Below are 19,935 nucleotides of genomic sequence, written 5' to 3'. Positions count from 1 at the left end.
TCGGCGACCTGATGACCTATGTGGTTGGATGTGCTCGTCAGAAAGGACGTGTTGATTCTTTCAACAAGGTTTGGACACCAAGTGCTGATGCGTGGGAGTTGCCGCTCCAACTCTCGATTGCAAAGCTGACAAAGATCCTTCAAAGCGTCGCTGGCTACGCGACTGTTGTTAGAAGCGATGGCGATGACAAACCGAAGCGGCAGCGTGGCCGGGGATTGGCGGAGAGCGGCACAGGGATGTGCCGCGACGGCGCGTCAGACAGGATGTCTGCCGCGCCGAAGAGCCGATGCCCGGCCGCGCTGCCGCCGCTCGCCGAAGCCATTGGCTGACAGGCAGGTGCTTCGGTCCTTGTACCAGCCGCAGACACCGTACCCTCACCCCAACCCCGCTCCGCGCCCCGGGCCGCGCTAACGGCGGGTGCTCCAAGGCACGCGCGCCAGTGGCGCGGACGCTGTGCCTTCTCGCCCCCAGGGGAGAAGGGCTTGAGATGTGCGTGACGTTGTCGAGTCCCGCTAGGTGCGTTGCTCAGGACTCCAACGCAGCGCTCGACGGCACCGCCTTCGGCAGCCCCCGCGCGCGCCGCACCAGCGCAGCAGCACCGCTGCTCATGTCGTCGAGGATCGCGTAGATCGTCGGCAGGAACAGCAGGCTCACCACGGTCGAAAAGGCCAGGCCGCCGGCAATGGCACGCGCCATCGGAAAGTACGGCGGGCCGTCGCTGAACATCGTAGTGCTCGTTAACGAGATCGGCACCATCGCCAGGATGGCGGTACCCATCGTCATCATGATCGGCCGCAACCGCTCGCGCGAACCTTCCACCAGTGCCTGCGTACGGCCCATGCCGCGCCGCCGCAGGTTGTTGATGTGCTCGATCATCACGATGCCGTTGTTCACCACCACGCCCATCAGCACCAGAATGCCGATGAAGGACATGATGCCGAACGACGTGCCGGTGATCCAGAACAGCCAGAACACCCCGAAGATCGAAAACAACACCCCGCTCATGATGGCTGCCGGGAACAGCAGCGATTCGAACACTGCCGCCATCACCACGTAGATCATCACCAGTGCGATCACCAGGTTGAACACCATCTGGCCCATCGCCTCGCCGTCGTTCTGATAGTCGCCGCCGTCGAAGGTATAGCTGTAACCGGCCGGGAAACTCATCGCCTTGAGCGGCTTCTCCATCGCCGCGCGCGCCTCCGGCACCGTGACCTTGTCGGCCAGATTGGCCTTGATGGTCAGCGTGGTCTGGCGGTTGGTGCGCCCGATCTGGGTGGCGGCAGGCCGGATCTGCACGTTCACCAGCGACAGCAACGGCACGCTACGGCCATCCTTGGTGCGCACGGTGAAGCTCGCCAGGTCTTCTGGCTTGCTCTGTTCGGCGCCGGCGAAGCGCACCCATACCGGCACTTCGTTGTCGCCCCGCCGGAACTCGCGCAGCGGCGTGCCGCGCAGCGCCAGGCCGACGAAGCTGGCCACCTGTTCCGCACTGAAGCCGAACGCCGCAGCGCGCTCGCGATCGACGCGAATCGCCAACTCGCTGGTGCGGTCTCCGTTGTCCACATGCACATCGCGCAGCTCCTTGCGCTGCGCCAACAGGGGAACGACATCCTCGGCCAGTGCCTTGAGCGCCTCGGTCGAATCGCCGACCAGCTGCACCTGCACGCCCTGGTTGCCGTTACCGCCATCGCCCTGATTGCCGATACTGTAGTCGGCGCGCGCAGAGCGCGGCAGCTCCTTGCGAATCTTCTCCAGCAGCGGCGGCAGATCCTTCACCCTGCTGGCGTCGAAGGTCACCACCGTATTGCTGCCTTCCACCTCACTGAACCACGAATAGATCTGGGTGATGTGATACTTGGCGCGATTGGCTTCGAGGTAATTTTCCACACGGCCGATCTCTTCGCCCAGCTGCTCGCGCGTGTACGAGCCTTTCCACTGGTACTGGATGAAGGCCTCGTTGCCTCCATCGCCGCCGAACATGTCGACCTTGGTCAGCTTCATCGGTACCAGGCTGATGGCGCTGACCAGGATGATGCCGGTCACGCTCCAGCCACGGTGCGCCAGCGTCCACGCCAGGATGCGTGCATAGCGCCGCTGCAGCCTGGCGATGACGCCGCGCTCGGACGTCACCATCGGCGGCGTCTTCATGCGCGCCGACAACATCGGGATCAGGCTGATCGCCACCAGCCACGAGGCCAACAGCGACACAGAGATGGTGATCGCGATCTGCGCCATGAAGATGGAGATGTTGTTGGTTTCGCCGAACAGGTTCGGCACGAACACGATGCAGTGGCACAAGGTGCCGGCGCTGAGCGCGATCGCCACGCTGCGCGTACCCAGCAGTGCCGCCAGCTGCGGCTGCCCGGGCATGCGTTCGCGTTCCTGGTAGATGCTCTCCACCACCACCACGGCGTTGTCCACCAGCATGCCCACCGCCAGCAGCAGCCCCATCATGGTCAGGATATTGAGCGTGACCCCGACGAAGTACATGAAGCCCAGCGTGATCGCAAAGCAGATCGGGATCGCCAGCGTCACCATCAAGGTCGACGGCCAGTGTCGCAGGAAGAAGAACAACACCGTGATCGACAGCAACAGGCCCACCGCGCCTGCCTCGGCCAGTTCGGCCAGCGACGAGGTCACTGCCTTGCCCTGGTTGTCGATCACCTTGATCTGCACATCGCGCATGGCCGGTTCGGCGCGGATGTCTTCGACCTCCCTGAGCGCCAACCGCGAGACTTCCACCAGGTTGGCGCTGCGTTCCTTGTAGATGTCCAGACCGATCGCCGGGCGCCCGTCCAGCCGGCGTCCGTAGTTCATGCGCGTGGGCTTCAGGCGTACCTCGGCGATATCGCTCAGGCGCAGGCCCTTGGCGTTGAGGACGAGCTCGCGCAGTTCCTGCAGGTCGCGCAGCTCGCCGATCGGCTGCACGCGGATGCGCTGGCCGTTGTCGTCGATCTGGCCGGCCGAGACGGAGAAGTTGAGCTTGCCCAGGCGCTCGCTCAGCTCGTTGAGGCTGAGATCGTGCGCGGTAAGCCGGTCCGGCGCGATCGCGATCTCTACCTCGTTGGGCGGCGCACCGGAAATCTCCACCTTGGCCACGCCCGGGATGCGCTCGATGCGCCGCTTGAACTCGCGGTCGAGCATGTCGTACGCGCCGGTCAGATCGGTCTGGCTGGCCAGGCGCACCTTGAGTACCGGTTCGTCGCTGCTGGACCACTTGAAGATATGGAAGCGCTGCAGATCGTCGGGCAGATCGTCGCGAATGGCATCCAGACGCTCGCGCGCGTCCGACGCGGCAATGGCGATATCGCGATCCCAGTCGCTGAATTCGATGAAGATATTGGCGCCATCAGCGGTGGCGGTCGAGCGCATGCGCTTGATGCCGGTCATCGTGGCCAGCGCCTCCTCGGCCGGCCGCACCAGGTTGCGCTCCACCTCGTCCGGGGTGGAGCCTGTATACGGCAGCTGCACGAACAGGAACGGCGCCGAGATGTCCGGCAGTGCTTCCAGCGGCAGCCGGAACGCGGCGATCAAGCCCACCACCACCAGCGAGACGAAGCACATGATGGTGGTGACCGGACGGCGGATGCTGAAGGCGGCAACGCTCATAGCGCCTCCAGGCCATCGGTGTGGCCCTCCGCCTGCGCGCGCGCTTGCCGACGCGCCATGCGCCGGCCGCGCTCCAGGTAATACGCGTCCGCGCGACGATCCAGCAGATCGTAGACCACCGGAATCACCAGCAAGGTCAACAGGGTGGATACCAGCAGCCCGCCGATCACGGTGATCGCCATCGGCGCACGCACCTCCGCACCCTCGCCCATCGCCACCGCCAGCGGCAGGAAGCCGAACAGGGTGCACAGCGTGGTCATGATGATCGGCCGCAGACGCGAGCGCGCGCCTTCGATCAGGGCCTCGCGCTTGGCCACGCCCTCTTCGCGCAACTGGTTGACCTTGTCGATCAGGATGATCGCGTTCTTGGTCACCAGCCCCACCAGCAGGATCAGGCCGATGAACACCACTACCGAGATCGGCTTGCCGGTCATCAACAGCGCCAGCACCGCCCCCACCATGGCCAGCGGGATGGTGAACAGGATGACGAACGGATGCAGCAGCGACTCGAACTGCGATGCCATCACCAGATAGACCAGGAAGATCGCCAGCCCGAACGCGAACAACAGCGACTTCACCGATTGCGCCAGTTCCTCGCCCTGCCCGCCGATATGCATGCCCACGCCAGCGGCCAACGGATCGTTGCGCACCATCGATTCGACTTCGCGCACCGCACCGCCCAGGTCGATGTCCTTCAGGCTGGCCGACACGATCGCCACCCGCGTCTGATCGGCGCGATGGATCTCGCTGGGGCCGGTGGTCGCCACCACCTCGGCCACGGCCGCCAGGCGCACCGGCCGGCTGCTGCCAGGATTGACGATCAACTGCCGGATCGCATCCACACTGGCGCGGTCGCTGTGCTGTGCGCGCACCAGCACATCGATCTTGCGATCGCGGAAGCTGTAGCGCGTGGCGACATCGCCGCGCACCTTCTTGACGATGACGTCGGCGATCTGGCGCGTCGTCAGCCCCAACGCACCGGCACGCTCCTGATCGAAACGGATCTGGATCTCCGGAAAGCCCTCCTCCACCGTGGACTTCACATCCGCATAGTGGCCATTGGCGCGCAGCATCGCCGCCAGCTTCTGCCCGGCCTGCTCCAGCTCGCCCAGATCCTGCCCGCGCAGTTCCACTTCCAGCGGCGTCGAAAAACTGAACAACGCCGGCCGCGCGAAATCCACCTGCGTACCGGGATGTCCGACCATGCTGCTGCGCAGCCGTTGCGTGGCTGCCGCTTCCACTTCTGCGCTGCCACCGCCGGCCATCACCACGGTGAGCTTGCCGATGTTCTCGCCGCTCTCGGTGGGATTGGCGTCCAGCCGCGTTCCGCTCCCGCTCACGCCATAGAGCGAAGCGATGCCCGGGTCCTTGTCGTGCGCCAGCTGCAACTCGCGCACCAACGCATCGGTCTGCGCGAGCGGCGTGCCGGAAGGCAGCTTCACCGTCATTTCGAAACGATCCTGCGCCAGCTGCGGAATCAGGTCCGCGCCCAGCATCGGCACCAGCAACACCGTGCCGGCGAAGGCCGACGCTGCCAGCCCCAGCACCAGCCACGGCCGGCGCAAGGCGGCCGGCAACATCGCAAGATAGCCACGCTCGGCACGTCCATACGGCGCCATTGCGAGGTCGCTGGCCTTGCGCATCACCGGTCCCACCACCCTGCTCAGCCCGCGCCACAGCTTCACGGTCGTCCAGGCCGCAGCGAAGAACGCATAGCGCACACTCGCCCCGGCACCACGCTGACCGGCCGCCACCGGCTTGAGCCAGCGCTGCTCGGGCTGCCATTGCGGATGGCTGGGCTCGTCCGGGAACGCCATCGGTGGCGCGCCCTTGAGCGAACTCAGCATCGGGATCAGCGTCATCGACACGACCAGCGAGATGGCGATGGCGATCGCCACCGTAAGCGCCTGGTCGCGGAACAACTGCCCGGCGATGCCTTCGACGAACACCAGCGGCAGGAACACCGCGATGGTGGTCAGCGTGGACGCCATCACCGCCATGCTCACCTCGCGGGTGCCGGCAATGGCCGCATCCAGCACGCTCAAACCACGCTCGCGCGCCTTGGCGATGCTTTCCAGCACCACGATCGAATCGTCCACCACCAGACCGGTGGCCAAGGCCAGGCCGCCCAGCGACATCACGTTGAGGCTCAGCCCCAGCTGCCCCATGAAAAAGAACGTGGTGATGATCGACACCGGCAGCGACAGGCTGATCACGAACGTGCTCCAGCCATCGCGCAGGAACAGGAAGATGATCAGGATCGCCAGCACACCGCCGATCACCGCATCCTTCTTGACGTCGCTGATCGCATGCTCGATGAAGTGCGACTGATCTTCGATGGTGGTGATCTCCACGTCGCCCGGCACCGTCGCCTTGAGCTGCTCCAGGCGCTTGCGCAGCGCCGCGGCCGTGGACACGGTGTTGGCATCGCCTTCCTTGTAGATCGCAAGCTCCACCGCTTCCTTGCCACCCAGGCGGATGATCGCCTCGCGTTCCTTGTAGCCCTGGCGCACCTGCGCCACATCCTTCAGCCGCACCGGCATGCCGCCGGCGATACTGCTGCTGGACGACGACGAGGTGCTCTGCACCTCCGCTGCCGCCGCCAGCGCCGCCTGCGAGCCGGTGGACGCCGCAATGGCATACATCTGCTGCATGGCCGCTTCGGCGGCGCTGCCGCTGCTGCTCTGGGTGGTCACCAGCATGTTGCGGATCTCGTCCAGATCCACGAACTGGTTGACCGTACGCACCAGGTAGCGCTGCGAGCCTTCCTCCAGCCGCCCGCCGGAAATATTGACGTTCTCTTCCTTGAGCCGGGTGATCACGTTGTCGATGGGCAGATTCAACTGCGCGAGCTTCTGCTGGTCGATATCGACCTGGATCTCGTCCTCCAGCCCGCCGCCCACCTTGACCGCCGCCACGCCGGCCACCGGCTCGAGTTTCTTCTTCAGATCCTCGTCGGCATAGCGGCGCAGCCCGGTCAGCTGACGGATCGTATCGGCATCGGAGGCCGGCACCTGTTTGGGCGACAGTGCCAGCCGCATGATCGGCTCGGTGGACGGATTGAAGCGCAGCAACACCGGCGGCTTGGTTTCCAGCGGCAGCGACAAGGCTTCCATCTTGTCGCGCACCTCCAGGCTGGCCTGGTCCATGTTGGTGCCCCAGGCGAATTCCAGCACCACGTCGCTCTGTCCGGTGCGCGAGATCGACTTGAGCTTGCGCAGGTTCTTGACCACGCCAACGGCTTCTTCCACCGGCTCGGTCACCAGCGTCTCGATTTCCGCCGGCGCGGCTCCGGTGTATTCGGTGCGCACGGTCAGCGTGGGGTAGCTCAGATCGGGGAGCAGGTTGACCTTGAGGCTGCGCAGTGCGATCAGGCCGAACAGCAGCATGGTCACGGTGATCATCGCGATGGTCACCCGCCGCCGTGTGGCGAAGGCGACCAGTCCGCCGCCGGGCGATGGCGCATGCGGGTCGTGCACGGGATCGTGCGGGTTGCCGTGTTCGCTCATGCCTGCGACCCGTCACGTGCAACGGCCGGTGCGGCAGCGGCCACCGGCTTGCGATCGGGCTGGCCGATCACCTGCACGGCGGTGCCGTCGCGCAGCGCGACCTTGCCGGCGGTCACCACCTGGTCGCCCTCTTTCAACCCTTGCCGCACTTCCAGCCATGGCCCTTCGGCGTAGCCCAGCTTCACCGGCACGCGGCTGGCCTTGCCACTGCGCACCACGAAGACCGCCGGCTCGCCATCGTCGAGCAAGGCCAGGCGTGGAATCACCAAGGCGTCCTTGCGCTGGTCGTAGTCGATGCGGATGCGCCCGAACATGCCCGGCTGCAGCGACTCCCCCCCCTTGCCGAAGGCGCACACCACCCGGAACGTGCCGCTGCCCGAGTCCACCACCGGCGCGATACGGTCCACCTTGCCCACGAACTGCTGGCCCGGCAGCGCATCGGCCAGCAAGGTCACCGGCTGGCCGGATTTGAGCGTGGCCAGTTCGCGCTCGGGCACATTGAGCGTGGCTTCCAGCTGCGAGTTGTCGACGATGCGGAAGATCGGCGTGTTGATCTGGACGAAGTTACCGGTCTTGATCGAGCGCGACGCGATCACTCCGGAGATTGGAGCCTGCACCGTGGCGTAGGACAGCTCCAGCGATGCCAACCGATGCTGCGCACGGCTGTTTTCGACATCGAACTTGAGCTGGTCCACATCGGCCGCGCTGACCAGTTGCTGCCCCACCAACTGGGTGGCACGGCGATAGCTGTTCTCAAGCTTGCGCAATTGCGCTTCGCTTTGCGCCACGGCCAGATGCGCGCGGTCCGGATCCAGCCGTACCAGCGCCTGGCCGGCCGACACTTTCTGCCCCTCTTCCACCAGCACTGCCAACGCCACCCCGGAGGTCTTGGCCACCACCTGCGCTTCAGCGCGCGGCTCCAGCGCCGCAGTGCCGGTATAGCTGGCAGCCACCGCCCGGCGTGCCGCCTTGGCGGTTTCCACCGGCACGGCATCCACGGCCTTCTTTTCATCCGAGGCCTTGGCCTGGCCCTCGCCAGCCTTGCAACCGCCCAGCAGCAGGCTGGTGGTGATCAACAACGCCGCGGCGCAGGGTCCGCTGCGGCGGGGCAAGAGGGTCATTGGCGACATCGTCGTGTCCTAGTGGATGCGTGAACAGGTGTTGTAGGCAAGTAGACCACCTGTTCACGCATGTCGCCAATGCGCCAAAGGTCATGGTCCATTCAAGTTCGCGTATTCACCCCGTTTGCGCCGCGCCAAATCGCAGGCATACTCGGTCAGGTTCCGACACGCCCCCACGTGCGGACGCTCAATCAGTCTTCCGGATACGAAACCATGCGCCCGCAGCCGCTCGCCGCTTGTCTCGCTCTGGTCGTCTTCCTGTCGTTTGGGGGCGCATCAGCCACACCGTCCGTCACGCCTGCGACACCGGCCCCGGCGACGCCTGCCCCTGCGGCCGCGCCTGCCACCGCCGCGGCGGCGCCTGCCGCGGCGACTGGCAATCCCTCCAACGGCCGCCTGTTGGCTTATACCTGCCAGGGCTGCCACGGCGTCACCGGCTACAAGAACGCCTACCCCAGTTATCGCGTGCCCAAGATTGGCGGACAGTCCAGCCAGTATCTGACCCAGGCCTTGACCGAATACCGCCAGGGCAAGCGCAAGCATCCGACCATGCAGGCGCAGGCGCAGAGTTTCTCCGAGCAGGACATCGCCGACATCTCCGCCTTCCTGTCCACCCTCAAATAAGCGCCCACATGCCGAACGCCCTGTACGCTCCGCGTCTAGCCATCGTCCTGGTCGCTGCCCTGATGATGGCGGCCTGCTCCCAGTCTCAAGTCGAATCCACCGATCACTCGGCCGGCGATGCCGGCCACGCCAGCGGCGAACATGGCTCCAGCTCTTCTGCCGGCCTGCCGACCGGCCGCGCCGACGCCGGCGACAAGCTCGCCCACGCCAAGGGCAAGGCCACCGGCCAGAGCTGCGTGGATTGCCATGGTGCCGATGGCAACGCACCGATCGATCCCAGCTATCCCAAACTCGGCGGCCAATACGGCGACTATCTTGCGCATGCCTTGCAGGCCTACCGCAGCGGCGATCGTCAACATCCGTTGATGACTGCACAGGCCACCGCGTTGAGCGATCAGGACATCGCCGATCTTGCCGCCTACTTCGGCGCTCGCCCGACGCAGCTGCGTGATCTGCACGGGGTCAAATAGCCGGGCGACCGGTGGCGATGGCGCAGACGCGCCGTCTCAATCGGAATGAAAAAGCGCTTGCGCGAACATTAACAGGCCGCTATCATTTCGTTCTCAGTTTCGTGGGGCCATAGCTCAGCTGGGAGAGCGCCTGCATGGCATGCAGGAGGTCGGCGGTTCGATCCCGCCTGGCTCCACCACTTCAGACATTAGGCCGTCTGGATTGGACAACGAGGTTTTGATACGCGTCCCCATCGTCTAGAGGCCTAGGACACCACCCTTTCACGGTGGACACCGGGGTTCGAATCCCCGTGGGGACGCCAATCATCCAAAGCCCCGGCAATGCCGGGGCTTTTTTTATGCTTGATCGTTCGGCCCCGCCCTGCAACCCGTTGGTGATCGGGATCAGCGCACGCCGCGCATCGATGCTCGCCCATCCGTGTGGCGATCGACACCGCCCGGTACTCGCTTGCACCGGGACACGTGATGCCAGCGCGCGACGCGTGCGATCACGACATCTCACGCCATTGCAGTCCGATTGCGACAACGACAACGATGGTGGCAACGAACACGAGGTGACGGTGCAGACCGCATCGCGACGCCAACCTCCGCGAGCCGGATCGTCGCGGTCCCGCGGGGCACGCAAGCAGACCCGCGATCACGCCAATGGATGCGCAATCCCTACCGGCCAGCGCACATGGGCGCCACAGATCGCACCAACCCGCAACGACGCCGTCTCCGGATGCGGAGTCGCTGCGCATCACCTCCGTCGCGGCCACCGGCACGGACGTCAGGAAAATTTTTAGCAACTCCCTCTTCCCAAACGCCGAGACCATCGCTATGATTGCCGGCTCGCAGTAACGCGGGGCCATAGCTCAGCTGGGAGAGCGCCTGCATGGCATGCAGGAGGTCGGCGGTTCGATCCCGCCTGGCTCCACCACTTCAGACATTAGGCCGTCTGGATTGGACAACGAGGTTTTGATACGCGTCCCCATCGTCTAGAGGCCTAGGACACCACCCTTTCACGGTGGACACCGGGGTTCGAATCCCCGTGGGGACGCCAATCATCCAAAGCCCCGGCAATGCCGGGGCTTTTTTTATCCATGGGTTGCGGACGCTCTGCCGCTGCACTCTACCTGCAACGCGCGACCTGCCCGCCTACGAACCCAGGGTGCGGCACCGAGCGCTGGCAGGCGACTGCGAACGATGATGTGTCCGTCCGCGCAAGCCATCGAGCCATCACGCCCGACCTTCATCCAATGCCTTGCGACCTTCGTGCGTTAGATCGATGTCGCCATCCTCGGCCTGCGCGGCGTAGCCTGCACGCACCGCCCAGTTGGCTTCTTCGTCCGATACCGGTTTGGTGTCGTGGATGTCGCGGAGAATGCGCAGTTGTTGTGAAGCATCGACGTTCATGGCGGCTACCGGCTCGAAGGGGAGATCTTCAAGGTACGCACCGGCCGTGATGGCGACGTGCCTGCAGCGTCATCCGGCCCGCAAGCGATGGCGATGCGATTGAGTCACGGCAGACCGTCACTGCCGTTGCGCGACCAGCGCCGCTTACCGACCAGGGTGCGGGCAGCCGGGCACATCTCGCACTCGAGTACAGCGCGCAGGCGTCTTCATTTCCCGCTACTGCAGACGCTGCGCGGATTGCGGAAAGGCCGTCCAGATTGCGGAAATGATTACGGCAGCCGAAGCTGCCGTAAGTCATTGGTGCCGAAGGTGGGACTCGAACCCACACGCTTTTAAGGGCGGCGGATTTTGAGTCCGCTGCGTCTACCGATTCCGCCACTTCGGCGTGGCCGCGCAGTATAGCGACTCACGAATGAAACGAACAGTGTCAACACGCGCCTGACGAATTCAGCTGCAAGCGACGTCGGCAGCGCTGCGACCTACCTGCCCCGATATACTGGCCGACTTCGGTGAAGGAGTCAGCAATGTCGGTGTTGCATGGAGTTCGGGTACTCGTGGTCGAAAACGACGACATGAATGCCATGCTGCTCGATCTGCAGCTCGTCCATGCAGGCGCGGTCGTTCTCGGACCGGTCGGCCAGGTTGAAGCTGCCATGCAGCTCATCCAGACCGACACGCCCGACATCGCGGTGCTGGATTACCGCTTGGGCAATGGCGAAACCAGCCAGCCGGTCGCGCGCCTGCTGGCCGAGCGGGGCATTCCCTTCGTGCTGGCCACAGGAGTGGCCAGCGACAGCATTCCCAGCGGTTTCGAACGCGGCGTCATCCTCACCAAACCCTATCTCTCCGAAGAGTTGGTCGGTGCCTTGTCGCGGGCGCGGCAATCGGGCGACACCGACGATTGAGCACGCCAGTGTCGGGTTGCCACTAGAATCCGTGCATCGAAGAATCACGGGCGGGCCGACGGATGGAAATGGCCGTGACGCCGTTTGCAGGGCTATTGCCCCAGGCGAGCGAAACAGCAGGCTTGTTGACGGCGGCTGGCAACGGCGTCGATGCATCGCTGCACGAGACGGCCGCATTGCGCACCACGGTGTCGCTTTGCCTGCATGCGCGACATCCGATGCTGCTGGTGTGGGGCGACGACGCGCGCTGCATCTATAACGATGCCTGTATCGCGCTGCTGGGCCCGCGGCACCCTGCCGCATTCGGGCAGCCACTCACACAACTGTCCGACATTGCCGCCGATGGTCGGCACGGCAGCCCAAGCGCCCCGCTGGACCTGTCGCGCTGGTCGCGCAGCCCGGTGATGGAGGGCGACAAACAGGTGGGTGCGCTCTATGTGGCTTGCGCGACGGCCGACGGCAGCCACCCGCAGGTGGACATCAACGCAGGCGCCACCTCGCAGGCGCTGGAGCAATCGCCTGCATTCATGGCGGTGCTGCGCGGACCAGACTACGTCATCGAAAGTGTCAACCAGCGCTTCCACGATCTGGTCGGCGAGCGAGTACTGCTGGGCCGCCCCTTGCTGGAGGCAATGCCGGAGATCCTCGGGCAGGGTTACCTGGATCTGCTCGACGAGGTGCGGCGTAGCGGGCAACCCTTCATCGGCGAGGCGATGAAAGCCTATCTGCAGCGCACGCCCGGCAACGGGCTCGAAGAGACGCTGGTGGATTTCCTCTACCAGCCGATGCGCGACAGCGATGGCCGGATCGATGCGATCCTCGTCCATGGCTTCGACGTCACTGCGCAGCGGCGGGTCGAAAGTCGCGACAGTTTCCTGCTGACGCTCGAAGATGCGCTGCAGCACGTCTCCGACCCGCGCCACATCATCGACACCAGCGTGCGCCTGCTGGGTGAGCATCTGCAGGCCAACCGTTGCGCGTTCGGACTGGCCGCCGCCGACGGCAGCACCATGCATGTGATCAGCGACCACGTCCAGGACATGCCGAGCCTGCAGGGCGACTTTCCGCTGGAGGCGGCGCGCGGCCTGCGCGATGCCCTGCTGGAAAACCGCCCCTGGTCCACCACCGACGCGATGGCGCCGGGGGCACCGGCTTATGTGGTTGAACAGTATCGGCGCTCTGGCCTGCGTGCGTCGTTGGCAATTCCGCTGCACAAGCACGGGCGACTGGTGGCGGCGATCGGCGTCCACCAGCGCGCTCCACGGCGCTGGCTATCCACCGAGATCGAATTGGTAAGACTGGTCGCGGCGCGGTGCTGGGAGTCGATGCAACGCGCCAGGGCGCAGCAGCAACTGGCCGCCAACGAGGCGCGCCTGCGCCGCCTGGCGGACACACTGCCACAGATCATCTTCATCGCCGGCCCGGATGGGCAGCCCCAATACTTCAATCAGCGCTGGTACGACTACACGGGGCAGGATCCGACCACCAGCGAAGCCGACGCATGGCAACAGGCGCATACCGTCGACGGGCTGCGACTGTCGGTGCAGACATGGCAGCAGGCACTGGTATGCGAGCGCGCCTATGAAGTCGAATGCGAGCTGCGCGGCCAGGACGGTCGGGCGCGCTGGCATCTGGCACGTGCATTGCCGGTCCGCGGCGATGACGGCGCCATCAGCGAATGGATCGGCACCTACACCGATATCCACGACCGTCGCGCCTTCGAGCAGCAATTGCGCGAAAGCGAGATCCGCTTCCGCGCGCTCTGCGAGACCGTGCCGGCGATGATCTGGATGGCCGACGCGCAGGGCGATTGCGTGTACTGGAACCCGCGCTGGTACCACTTCACCGGTCAGGGCGAGGATCAGGCGCTGGATCAGGGCTGGTGGGACGTGATGCACCCCGATGACGCGACGCGGGTGCGGCAGGCATTCGCCCAGGCGCTGGAGCGACGCGGCGAATTCGTCGCCGAATACCGGGTACGCCGGCATGACGGGCAGTATCGGTGGTGCATCGACACCGCCTCGCCCCACTTCGCCAGCGATGGGCGGTTCCTGGGGCACATCGGTTCGCTCACCGACATCTCCGAACGCAAACATATCGAAGATGCCACCGCCTCCGATCGCGCGATCCTGAGCCTGATCACCACCGGCGCACCGCTGAAGGTGGTGCTGGATGCCATCGCGTTGAGCGTGGAGGCACGTGGAGAGATTCCGCTGTACTGCTCGGTGATGGTGCGCGACGAGGTTCGGCATACCCTGAGTTTCGGATCGGCCGCGCATTTTCCGCTCGATCATCCTGGCCCGTTCGAGGCCGTACCGATCGCGGCGGACGGGCCGCCCTGTGCGCGTTCGGCGCACCTGGGCCGGCAAGTCATCTGCGCCGATATCCAGAGCGAGCCCGGTTTCAACCGTCATCGCGCGATCTCCGCGACGCTGGGCATCGCCGCATGCTGTGTGACCCCGATCCTGTCCAGCAACGGCCAGGTGCTGGGAACCCTCAACATCTATTACGACCGCCCTCACCTGGCCTCGCTGCGGGAGCAGACCATGGCCCGCTCGGCATCGCACCTGGCCGGCATCGTGATCGAGCGCGCCCGCGTGGATGCCAGGCTCAAACAGTCACTACGGGCGGAGACTGCCGCCCGCAATCAGGCCGAGCATGCCAATCGGGTCAAGGACGAGTTTCTGGCCACCCTCAGCCACGAGCTGCGCACGCCGCTCAACGCCATCCTGGGATGGTCGCGGCTGATGCGCTCCCAGCAAATGGAACCGGGCAACCTGAGCAAGGGGCTGGCCATCATCGAACGCAGTGCGCGTGGGCAGACCCAGATCATCGACGATCTGCTGGACATGAGCGCCATCCTTTCGGGCAAGCTCCGCCTGCACGCCGAACATTTCGACATCGCCGGGCTGGCGCGCAGCGCGGTGGAACTGATGCAGCCGGCAGCGCTGGCGCGCGAGATCGCGCTGGAGCTCGATGCACCGGCCGGTTGCGAACTGTGGTTCTTCGGCGATGCCGGACGCCTGCAACAGGTGCTGACCAACCTGCTCAGCAATGCACTCAAGTTCACCGCTGCGGGCGGATCGGTGCGGGTGACGCTCGATGCCGAAGACGGCCGCGTGCGGCTATGCGTGCACGATACCGGTATCGGCATCGCGCCCGACTTTCTGCCGCATGTGTTCGACCGCTTTCGACAGGCCGATGCCGGCACGACGCGCCGCGCTGGCGGGCTGGGACTGGGCTTGTCGATCTCGCGGCAATTGGTGGACCTGCATGGCGGCAGCCTGGGTGCGTTCAGTGCAGGCGAAGGTCAGGGCGCAACGTTCACCGTCGTATTGCCGTTCCAGCACGGCGTCACCGCGCTGCGCCCGCCTCCGGCTCCGCCGGGCCCGCCATCGACGGACTGCCACGACCGTCTGAAGGGCGTGCGCGTCCTGCTGGTGGACGACGACCAGGATTCGCGCGAGGCAGTGCTGCACTTCCTGCAGCAGGCCGGCGCCCAGGTGCAGGCGGCAGGTTCGGTCGACCTCGCCGAACGCCATCTGGCCGAAGCCTCGTTCGACGTCCTGGTCAGCGACATCGCCATGCCGCATCGCGATGGCTACGATCTGATCCGCGCCTTGCGCAGCGATCGCGCGCGGCCGCACCGGCATCTGCCGGCGATCGCGCTCACCGCCTACGTGCGCGACGAGGATCGCGACCGTGCCGTGGTCGCCGGTTTCGATGCGCATATGGGCAAGCCGGTCGAACCGCCCGGCCTGGTCGATCTGATCGAACGCTTGCTGGCTCCGGTACGCGCGCTTCCCGAACGATCCTAAATCGGCGCACACCCAGCCAGGCCAGGCCAGGCGCCCAGTGCCACGCGCCGCCCGGTGCGTACGGCCTGCCTGCATTGCATGCAATCGCCCGCGATTGCTGAAGCAGGCCGACAGGCGATGACCTGCAGCCTTACCGGCCGCAGCGGCGCTGCGACCGGTGGCTCACGGCGCTTGCGGCGGTGCGCTGCCGCCTCCGCGGCCAGCGCGCGGATGTTCGCGCACGCGCTGGGCATTACCGCGATACGCAAACCGCCCCGGCGATGCCGCCGGAGCGGATCGCCTCAACTCCGCTTGGCGCGGGCGAACGCGGCAGCCAATGCATTGTCCGCCGGCGGAGCGCTGGTGCGCGGCTTGTTGCTGCCGGCGGCAGCACGAGTACCACCGTCGCGACGTCCCTGCCCCGGCCCACCGCTGCCGCGCGCATCGCGCGGTTGGGTGGCGGCATCGGCCGGCGGCGTGTCGGACAGGCGACGGGTCAAGGCGATGCGCTTGCGCGCGACATCCACTTCCAGCACCTTGACCTTGACGATATCGCCGGCCTTGACCACATCGCGCGGATCCTTGACGAAGGTGTCCGACAGCGCGGAGATATGCACCAACCCATCCTGATGCACGCCGATGTCGACGAACGCGCCGAATGCGGCGACGTTGCTGACCACGCCTTCCAGGATCATGCCCGGCTTGAGGTGCTTGATGTCTTCGATCCCCTCCGCGAACTGCGCGGCCTTGAACTCGGGGCGCGGATCGCGGCCGGGCTTCTCCAGCTCCTTGAGGATGTCGCGCACGGTCGGCACACCGAACTGTTCGTCGGTGAACAGCTCCGGCTTGAGTCCGCGCAGGAAGCCGCCATCGCCCAGCAAGGCCTTGATCGGTTTGCCGGTGTTGGCCACGATGCGCTCGACCACCGGATACGCCTCCGGATGCACCGCAGACACGTCCAGCGGCTCCTCGCCATCGGCGATACGCAGGAAGCCTGCGCATTGTTCGAAGGTCTTGTCGCCCAGGCGTGGCACCTTGAGCAGGTCCTTGCGGCGCTTGAACGGGCCATTGTCGTCGCGGTGGCGCACGATGTTTTCGGCCACGGTGCTGGACAGGCCGGAGACGCGCGACAACAGCGCCGCCGAGGCGGTGTTGACGTACACGCCCACCGCGTTGACGCAATCTTCCACGCGCGCGTCCAGCGCCTTGGCCAGGCGGTACTGATCCACGTCGTGCTGGTACTGACCCACACCGATCGCCTTGGGCTCGATCTTGACCAGTTCGGCCAGCGGGTCCTGCAATCGCCGCGCGATCGATACCGCGCCGCGCAACGACACATCCAGGTTGGGGAATTCCTTGGCGGCGAATTCGGACGCCGAGTACACCGACGCGCCCGCCTCGCTGACCACGATCTTCTGCAGCTTGGCGCCGTCGCAGAGCGCGATCGCTTCGCCGGCCAACTTGTCGGTCTCGCGGCTGGCGGTGCCGTTGCCGATCGCGATCAGCTCCACGTTGTGCTGCATGCACAGCTTCCTGATCGTCTGCAGCGATTGATCCCACTGCCGCTTGGGCTCGTGCGGGTAGATCGTCTCGGTGGCCACCAGCTTGCCGGTGGCATCGACCACGGCGATCTTGCAGCCGGTGCGGATGCCCGGATCCAGCCCCAACACCACGCGCGGGCCGGCCGGGGCGGCCAGCATCAGATCCTTGAGGTTGTCGCCGAACACGGCGATCGCTTCGGCCTCGGCCTTTTCGCGCGCCTGATTGAACAGGTCCAGCAGCAGGTGCATGTGCAGCTTGGCGCGCCAGGTCAGCCGGCAGGCGTCCAGCAACCAGCGATCGGCCGGGCGGCCAGCGTTGGAAATGCCGGCGTTGCGGGCCACGCGGCCTTCGGCGTACTGATGCCCGGCTTCTGCGTCGGTGCCCGGGTCCAGGTCCAGGTGCAGAAACTCCTCGCGCCGCGCGCGGAACAACGCCAGCAGGCGGTGCGAGGGGATTTTCGCCAGCGACTCGGCATGATCGAAGTAATCCCGGTATTTCGCACCGGCCTCCTCCTTGCCCTCGGCAACGCGCGCGCGGATGACGCCGTTGTCGCTCAACCAGCTGCGCAGCTCGCCGACCAGGGCGGCGTCCTCGCCCCAGCGCTCCATCAGGATGGCGCGGGCACCTTCCAGCGCGGCCTTGACGTCGGCCACGCCCTTGTCGGCGTCGACGAACGCGGCAGCGGCCGCCTCGGGGGTCTGGCTCGGATCGGCCAGCAGTCCATCGGCCAGCGGCTCCAATCCGGCTTCACGCGCAATCTGCGCGCGCGTGCGCCGCTTGGGCTTGTAAGGCAGATACAGGTCTTCCAGGCGCGACTTGGTGTCGGCGGCGGCGATCTCGTTGCGTAGAACGTCGCTGAGCTTGCCCTGTTCGTCGATGCTGGCCAGGATGGCCGCGCGACGGTCTTCCAGCTCGCGCAGGTAGGTCAGGCGCGTTTCCAGGTTGCGCAACTGGGTATCGTCCAGGCCGCCAGTGACTTCCTTGCGGTAGCGGGCGATGAACGGGACGCTGGCGCCCTCATCGAGCAAGGCGATGGCAGCGCGCGCCTGCGCGGGCTGGGCACCGATCTCATCGGCGATGGTGCGGGCAATCTGCTGAGCGAGCTGGCTATCGTGCATGACGGCGCGGAGTGAACCGCTTCACTGAAAAAACGCATTTTCGCAGCGCAGGCCCGCCGCGGAAACCCGTTGACAGCGCCGCGGCAAACCGGTGCGGTCGCGCTCAGCTGGCGCGATGGGCGTAATGGGTGGCCGCGCGTTCGACCAGGATGCTTTCGTGCAGCGATTCGAGCGCCATCACTCGCACCCGGCCAAGGTTCTTCAGCGGCACCATGCGTTCCACATAGACCTCGGGGCCAGCATCGGTCATCGCACGCGACTTGCTGAAACCGTAAGGCACCACGCCCTTATCGCCATCTTTGCTGCCACCGACGTACAGGACAATCGACATACCACACCTTCTTTGTTGCAGTTGCTACGTTTGGGACGCGAGCATACCCAGCGCGCTGTGAGGAGCTTTCCACGCACGTTAACGCCGCCTGTTTGCGGTTTGGTGACGGAACGCGGGCCGGTATCGCATCACGACCGCTTCACCCCGCTTGGCCGTCCAATCGCGGTCCACCCGCATTCATGACGTCGCATGGACCTCAAAAGTGGCTATCCGTTCTGGTCGATCCGCAATGGACTGATGCGTGCGTACCCGCGCCTGGAGTGTGACGCCAGCAGCGAGGTCGTGATCGTCGGGGGCGGCGTCACCGCTGCGCTGATCGCGCATGAACTGGTACGCCATGGACACGAGGTGCTGGTGATCGAGCAGCGCGAGATCGGTTGGGGCAGCACCTCGGCCAGTACCGCACTGCTGCAATACGAAATCGACACGCCGATGATCGAGCTGGCCAGGCAGCACGGTCTGCCGGCGGCCGCGCTGGCCTATGGCGCATGCGCGCAGGCCATCGTGGACCTGCAGGACCTGTGCGACGGCCTCGGCGGCTGCGATTTCACCCGCCAGGACAGCCTCTATTACGCCAGCCGGGCACGCGACGTGAACGACCTGCGCAACGAGTTCGACGCCCGTCTGGCGCAACGGCTTCCGGTGGAATGGATCGAGCGCGCTTCGTTGTGGCATGACTATGGCGTGCGCTCGGACGGGGCGATCCTCAGTCACCTGGCTGCCAGCGTCGATCCCTATCGACTGTGCTATCGGCTGTTCGCCGAGTGCGAGCAATACGGCGCACGCATCTTCGACCGCAGCACCATCGCTTCCATCGTGCCGCAGGGACAACACGTGGAGGTGCGCACCGCCGATGACGTTGGCGTGCGCGCCCGGCACGTGATCATGGCGGCCGGCTACGGCAACCAGCGCTGGCTGTCGCAGCGGGTGGCGCGCAATCGCAGCAGCTACGCCTTCGTCACCGACCCGCTGCACGACAGCGAGATGGGCGCACTCAAGCACACCATGATGTGGGAGACCGCACGGCCCTATCTCTATATGCGCAGCACCCCGGATGGCCGCGTGGTCGCTGGCGGCGAGGACGACAGCGTGGACATCCCGGCGCGTCGCGACGCGCGCGTGCAGGGCAAGCTGAAAACCCTGCTGCGGAAGATCGACAAGACCATGCCGGACGTCAGCCTGCGCCCGGTCTTCTCGTGGGCCGGCACTTTTGCGGAGACCGCCGACGGGTTGCCGTTTTTCGGCCCGCACACCGAACTGGGCCCACGCGTGGCGTTCGCCATGGCCTACGGTGGAAACGGCATCACCTACAGCGCCATTGGCGCCGGCCTACTGCGTGCACAGCTGGAAGGCGCACCGCACCCCCTGACGGAGCTGTTCGGCTTCGCACGATTGCGCTGATCGCGGTGGACTTGCGCGCATCTCGGCAAACGATGCGCGGTGCCGGTGGCTGGAGCGACTTCGGCACCCGGTCTACCCGGCGCGCTTCCAGTTATGCGCGCAGCGCGCTG

12 protein-coding genes and 5 tRNA genes are annotated in these 19,935 nt (G+C 65.7%); 10 read left to right on the top strand and 7 right to left on the bottom strand.

All coding sequences use genetic code 11. The features are described from left to right. The first annotated feature begins 11 nt into the window (after window positions 1-11). A complete protein-coding gene (locus tag LL964_RS01095) occupies window positions 12-329 on the top strand; it encodes a hypothetical protein (protein ID WP_167395294.1) in 318 nt (105 codons plus the stop codon). 196 nt (window positions 330-525) lie between these two features. On the opposite strand, the gene LL964_RS01090 is transcribed toward LL964_RS01095, so the two are convergent. The 3 genes from LL964_RS01090 to LL964_RS01080 are packed head-to-tail and all read right to left on the bottom strand — an operon-like array spanning window position 526 to window position 8,251. Beyond that, window positions 526-3,612 (bottom strand): efflux RND transporter permease subunit, encoded by a 3,087-nt coding sequence (locus LL964_RS01090; RefSeq protein ID WP_104587041.1) that lies wholly within the window; start codon window positions 3,610-3,612, stop codon window positions 526-528. Next, complete coding sequence (locus LL964_RS01085) at window positions 3,609-7,121, bottom strand: efflux RND transporter permease subunit (RefSeq protein WP_104587040.1); 3,513 nt, start codon at window positions 7,119-7,121, stop codon at window positions 3,609-3,611. The genes LL964_RS01090 and LL964_RS01085 overlap by 4 nt, the downstream gene beginning before the upstream one ends. Next, window positions 7,118-8,251, bottom strand: a complete 1,134-nt coding sequence (locus LL964_RS01080; protein WP_167395293.1) for an efflux RND transporter periplasmic adaptor subunit — start codon at window positions 8,249-8,251, stop codon at window positions 7,118-7,120. Before LL964_RS01080 ends, LL964_RS01085 begins: the two co-directional genes overlap by 4 nt. A gap of 204 nt (window positions 8,252-8,455) precedes the next feature. On the opposite strand from LL964_RS01080, the gene LL964_RS01075 reads away from it, so the two are divergent. From LL964_RS01075 to LL964_RS01050, 6 genes are all read left to right on the top strand, one after another. Then, window positions 8,456-8,866: a c-type cytochrome gene (locus tag LL964_RS01075; protein ID WP_104587039.1), complete on the top strand. Its 411-nt coding sequence runs from the start codon at window positions 8,456-8,458 to the stop codon at window positions 8,864-8,866. 8 nt (window positions 8,867-8,874) lie between these two features. Beyond that, window positions 8,875-9,336 carry a c-type cytochrome gene (locus tag LL964_RS01070; RefSeq protein WP_167395292.1) on the top strand — a complete coding sequence of 154 codons (462 nt, stop codon included), beginning with the start codon at window positions 8,875-8,877 and terminating at the stop codon, window positions 9,334-9,336. A gap of 103 nt (window positions 9,337-9,439) precedes the next feature. Further along, a tRNA-Ala gene (locus LL964_RS01065) sits at window positions 9,440-9,515 on the top strand. 47 nt (window positions 9,516-9,562) lie between these two features. Then, window positions 9,563-9,638 (top strand) — tRNA-Glu (locus LL964_RS01060). Window positions 9,639-10,179: 541 nt separating this feature from the next. After that, a tRNA-Ala gene (locus LL964_RS01055) sits at window positions 10,180-10,255 on the top strand. Window positions 10,256-10,302: 47 nt separating this feature from the next. Beyond that, window positions 10,303-10,378 (top strand) — tRNA-Glu (locus LL964_RS01050). Window positions 10,379-10,554: 176 nt separating this feature from the next. Here LL964_RS01050 and LL964_RS01045 read toward each other — a convergent pair. Together LL964_RS01045 and LL964_RS01040 are read right to left on the bottom strand one after the other, a co-directional pair. Further along, a complete protein-coding gene (locus LL964_RS01045; protein WP_104587037.1) occupies window positions 10,555-10,731 on the bottom strand; it encodes a hypothetical protein in 177 nt (58 codons plus the stop codon). A gap of 298 nt (window positions 10,732-11,029) precedes the next feature. Continuing rightward, window positions 11,030-11,116: transfer RNA gene (locus LL964_RS01040), tRNA-Leu, on the bottom strand. A gap of 139 nt (window positions 11,117-11,255) precedes the next feature. On the opposite strand from LL964_RS01040, the gene LL964_RS01035 reads away from it, so the two are divergent. After that, complete coding sequence (locus LL964_RS01035; protein ID WP_146092357.1) at window positions 11,256-11,636, top strand: response regulator; 381 nt, start codon at window positions 11,256-11,258, stop codon at window positions 11,634-11,636. A 62-nt stretch (window positions 11,637-11,698) separates the two neighbouring features. Beyond that, on the top strand, window positions 11,699-15,454 hold the full coding sequence (locus LL964_RS01030; RefSeq protein WP_208621420.1) for a PAS domain S-box protein: 3,756 nt from the start codon (window positions 11,699-11,701) through the stop codon (window positions 15,452-15,454). A gap of 281 nt (window positions 15,455-15,735) precedes the next feature. Here the strand turns inward: LL964_RS01030 and LL964_RS01025 are convergent, their stop codons facing one another. Together LL964_RS01025 and LL964_RS01020 are read right to left on the bottom strand one after the other, a co-directional pair. Further along, a complete protein-coding gene (locus tag LL964_RS01025; RefSeq protein WP_104587036.1) occupies window positions 15,736-18,093 on the bottom strand; it encodes a Tex family protein in 2,358 nt (785 codons plus the stop codon). A gap of 103 nt (window positions 18,094-18,196) precedes the next feature. Beyond that, complete coding sequence (locus LL964_RS01020; protein WP_104587035.1) at window positions 18,197-18,424, bottom strand: hypothetical protein; 228 nt, start codon at window positions 18,422-18,424, stop codon at window positions 18,197-18,199. A 189-nt stretch (window positions 18,425-18,613) separates the two neighbouring features. On the opposite strand from LL964_RS01020, the gene LL964_RS01015 reads away from it, so the two are divergent. Beyond that, window positions 18,614-19,825 carry an NAD(P)/FAD-dependent oxidoreductase gene (locus LL964_RS01015; protein ID WP_104587034.1) on the top strand — a complete coding sequence of 404 codons (1,212 nt, stop codon included), beginning with the start codon at window positions 18,614-18,616 and terminating at the stop codon, window positions 19,823-19,825. Window positions 19,826-19,935: the final 110 nt, after the last annotated feature.

The sequence above is a fragment of the Xanthomonas melonis genome, from assembly GCF_020783655.1.
GTDB classification, from domain to species: domain Bacteria; phylum Pseudomonadota; class Gammaproteobacteria; order Xanthomonadales; family Xanthomonadaceae; genus Xanthomonas; species Xanthomonas melonis.
The sequence above is the reverse complement of the archived record's forward strand: the minus strand, read 5'-3'. Positions and strand labels throughout refer to the sequence as shown.